The organism is Chryseosolibacter indicum, from assembly GCF_018598585.1.
Classification (GTDB): Bacteria; Bacteroidota; Bacteroidia; order Cytophagales; family Cyclobacteriaceae; genus Chryseosolibacter; species Chryseosolibacter indicus.
In genome coordinates, this window is record NZ_JAHESD010000124.1 from 1 (window position 1) to 4,296 (window position 4,296).

3 protein-coding genes are annotated in these 4,296 nt (G+C 42.9%); 1 reads left to right on the forward strand and 2 read right to left on the reverse strand.

Annotated features, from left to right (window positions below; translation table 11 throughout):
• Both KK060_RS24515 and KK060_RS24520 read right to left on the reverse strand, forming a co-directional pair.
• On the reverse strand, positions 1 to 175 hold a 175-nt coding region (locus tag KK060_RS24515; RefSeq protein ID WP_254157872.1), incomplete at its 3' end, for a Sec-independent protein translocase subunit TatA/TatB.
• A 380-nt stretch (positions 176 to 555) separates the two neighbouring features.
• On the reverse strand, positions 556 to 2,949 hold the full coding sequence (locus KK060_RS24520; protein ID WP_254157868.1) for an outer membrane beta-barrel family protein: 2,394 nt from the start codon (positions 2,947 to 2,949) through the stop codon (positions 556 to 558).
• Positions 2,950 to 3,148: 199 nt separating this feature from the next.
• On the opposite strand from KK060_RS24520, the gene KK060_RS24525 reads away from it, so the two are divergent.
• Entirely contained in the window at positions 3,149 to 4,165 is a 1,017-nt protein-coding gene (locus tag KK060_RS24525) for a helix-turn-helix domain-containing protein (RefSeq protein WP_254157870.1), read from the forward strand.
• Positions 4,166 to 4,296 lie beyond the last annotated feature (131 nt).

Sequence of the window (4,296 nt, forward strand, 5' to 3'; positions counted from 1 at the left end):
CTTCTACTTCATTCTTCACATCTTTTACAGCATCCTTAAACTCACGAACGCCTTTTCCGAGACCTTTCATGAAATCAGGTATTTTCTTGGCACCAAAGAAAACTAAAACAAAAAGACCAATGAGGAGGATTTCTTGTGCGCCAACTCCACCTAGAAATAATAATATGGCATTCATTCTGGTAAATTTTTATAAGAAGACAAAAATAGGCGAAAAAATTCAATTGAACGAGAAGTTACCTTAAAGTTTAAATCGACTGTTTAGGGGGAGTTTTAGGGCAATTTACCGGCTTTTTAGGTGCTTTTATTCACTCAACTCTGTAGATAAGGTGTTATGATCGGAAACACTTTAGGTAAAACTTGTAGGGCCCTTTGCTAGCCTACCTAATTAGCGGAGTAGCCGCGCCGCGCTACCGAGAAGCTTCGCGGAAATATAGGAAACAGACCGTTTTTCATTTCCCCTGCAAATTCTCCATTTTCTCCAGGGACCAAACTGGTTCTAGGCCTAACTTCAGCCTTTCCAAAAGGTATGAGGATGTATTTCACTTTCAGGAGCAACTATCGCACACGGCTATTCTCCGTTTCACCAGTAGATCTGTTTTTGTATGCTGTACTCTTTAGGTGACCAAACGAGTATGTGACCATCAGGCGTAAATAGCTTGTATTGTACTTGCGTTCGTAGACAATGTTTGTACCTCCTACGAAGTAATTTCCTGCAGGATAGGTAGTATGGTAGATGTCATTAGCTGTGAGACTACATCTTAATGCCTTATTCAGAAATTCCTTTTCAATACCCAGCGTTAGAAGCCACCGATCTTCATCATAATACAGGCTGTAATATTTTTCACCGAGGTACCAGACCAATAATTGTATTGAAAAAAGGTTACGAACACGAATCTTATTATTTGTATAAACATAGATCTGAGGTTTTGATGTACGGCTTACAAAATCATGTTTGTCATCCACCAGGCGTTCATAGGTAACACTTGCACTGTTGTTCGATGTTAACCATTGTGTGTTGAATGATGCTGAAACGGATGTGAAATAAGAGTGAGCTGCCTTTATGTTGATGCGTGTAAGAACATAGCTTTTATTGTCCTTGCCACGAAGGGCTGCACCCTCCATACGATCCGTGCCGTAAGAATATCCTGTTTTAATATCCAGTAGTCGCCAGGTGGTACTGAGTTCGAAGGCGTGAACTTTTTCGGGTACCAGGTTGGGATTGCCTTCGGTTGATGTGAAGGCATCCTGGTAAATAAGTGTTGGGCTAAGGGCTTGGTAGCGGGGGCGTTTGATTCGTGAGGTATAGTTAGCACGTAGCTTAAGTTGGGGTGATACTGAGAAGGAGACCTGCGCTTGCGGAAATAAATGTATATACTGCGATTGGTACTTATCCAGTTCGCCAATAGAGGTGCGTAATGTATAACTGGTCCATTCGCTTCGCAAGCCAATGCCGAATGTGGTGGCATTAGCAGTGTATTCGTATTGTGCATAAACTGCAGGGATATTTTCTTCATAAGAAAATTTGTTAGAGCGCTCTGAATCCACAACAGGTGTATCGCTTTCTTTGTTGTAAAACATAAGTTGAGAACTAACATTGGCATGGCTTAGCTTGGCACCTATGCCGAGCTTCGCGCCATTCTTCAATACTTTGACTAAATCTGCCTGCGGACTATAGATGGTAATTGTTCCGTCCTGAAGGCTTTGTAGCGGGCGACGTGTTGCTTCATCATCAACAGTATTGTATTCGGCAATGGCATCATCCTGACCTGAGTTATACCTCGAAAATTGACCACCAACGAACAACGAAGAACCCAGGCTATCTAATGAAGTTTGAGAATTCAATGTGACTGCGTTATTTTTTATAAGTCCATCGCGATTGGTGTTGGATGTGTATATGCCATCATCACTGCTTGTTGTTATATAGTTTTCGCTTTGCCATATTTCATCGACATGTTCACTGAAACCATTGTATTCCAGCGATAGATAGCTGTGGTTGCTCAAGCTGTAAGAGGCGCCGAGGCTGTAATTGGAAACATTTGTGAAGTCGCGATGGGCATCCCAACGAAGTTTCGAGTTCAAGTAATCATCTGCTATATTTCGTGTGCGTGTGGTGTTGAGCAATTCCCGCTCTTTGCCTAGTTTACGGTCGACGTTTCCAATTACATCAAGGCGACCCTTTTTAAAGCTTCCGTTGAGGAGCGTATGCGTTACCAAGCCGTCTGCAAAATTCGACCAGCTAAACTGTTGGTTTAGGGTTACACGGTAGCCATCTTCTGTAGGGGTGTGCGTAACAATGTTGATCACGGCTTGTCCTTCGGCATCAAAGCTGGCCGGCGGATTGCTAATAATCTCAATGTTCTTTACCTGTGCTGCAGATATGGCATTAAGTCGTTCTGCTGTAATGCGTTTGCCATTGAGGTAGAGAATGGCCTGGCCTTTTCCAAATACAGACAACCCATTTTCATCGGATGTGACACCAGGAGCCCGTGTTAATATTTCCGTGAGAGAACTGCTGTTAGCGAGTACTGTATTTGCCACGTTTACTTGCACTACACCATCTGCCCTTGTTGCGAAGAGAGGTAGCTCGCCCGTAATTTCAATTTCGTTGAGTTGAAGGTGGTCTTTTACTTTAAGCTTGCCGAGATCAATGCGCTTGCTAGCCGCAAACTGGATTGAGAATACAGTATCGGCAAACTGAATAGAAGTTAGCTTGATAATTACCTCATATGGTAAGTCTTTCAATTCAAAATTACCTTCCAGAAAGGAAACACCCTGCAATACGGAAGAGTCACGTGGGGAAAGGGCAATGGCATTGCCCATAAGCGCCGTGCCATCGCGACTTGTTACATTACCTGTAACAGTATATGAGTTTTGGCTTCTTGCAGCAGTAACAGTGAGTAAAAAGAAAAATAGCAGGAGGGCGTTAGCCGGTTGGGTGAATACTTGCATGTCAGGAAATTTTCCTGCAAGGATGTGGCGAATCGATACAGGATCCTTTAAAAAACATGTTTTTTAAGAAGAAAAAGGGAGGTTTGTCATTTTGTATAGCTTATTAGCATTTCCTTAACAATTCAAATTAACTGGTTGCCGTATATTTAAAGTGCTTCATAACGGCTATGTTGGCATTCAAAAAAATCCTTACTCAACAATGTTTGCTAAAGAGGTAATGTTTTTGTTTAGCAGTCTGGGTGTAATCCAGGCCCTGTTCGTATCTTTTTATCTATTAACCCTGAAAGACCGTAGAACCAATATTTTGCTGGGGTTGATGTTGATGGGGCTGGCCCTTCGCATCGGGAAGTCGGTGTTACTGGTGTTTTTGGGTGTTGAACCTTGGTTGCGAAATATTGCTATTGCATTTATGCTGACAACCGGACCTTTACTTTTGCAGTACGGGAAGGCACTTTTCGAAAAGCGTTATTTCTCGGCGAGCAAGCTCGTACACATGGTTCCGTTTGCCTTGTTTGTACTTCTAAGTGGGGTCATTCCCAATGATGGTGGCTTAGCCTGCAAAATATTTTATGCCTCTGTGATGTTACACCTGGGTGTATACGTGGCACTTTGCTGGTCTTATCTTTTGCACTTGCCTGTAACAACGCGGCTGCTACCCTGGTATCGAAACATTGTAGTAGGGGTAAGTCTGATCTGGTTTATGTATGGGGGTATATTTATTGGCATTGTTCCCTACTACGTTTTGGTGGCGATATTTTTTTCGCTGCTGATTTACATCTTCTCTTACTTGTTGTTGAAACGACATGTCTTCTCGCTAGAAAAATATAACAGTTCATCCATTGACTCGGTAACAGCGCAACAGATTCTGCTACGTGTAAAGGACCTGTTTGAAAAAGAAAGCGTTTACCTGGACAGTGACCTTTCGCTTAAAGACATTGCCAAAAGGGTTGGTGTTAATGCCCGTGATGTGTCGCAGGTTATCAATGAATATGAAGGGAAGAACTTTTCGGAATTCGTGAATCAATACCGCATTGCGAAAGCGAAAGTACTGCTGGCTGATCCTGATTCTAATAAAGAGAAAATAGCAAGCATTGCTTATGATTGTGGCTTTGGCAATGTGACCTCATTTAACCTTGCTTTTAAGGCAGCAACTCAGTTGACACCTACGCAATATCGCGAGCAGTTGGTAGCAGGGCGGATGACGCAGGTGTTATAGGTTTGCCTTCGCTAATGCTGATTATCTAGGAGTGAATTTTATACCAGTGTTTGCGTTAGGGATAGGAACGGAAACCGAAGTGGGATGTGTGCTGGATGTTGGAGTGTATAGCCCGGCACCGCGTGGGATGG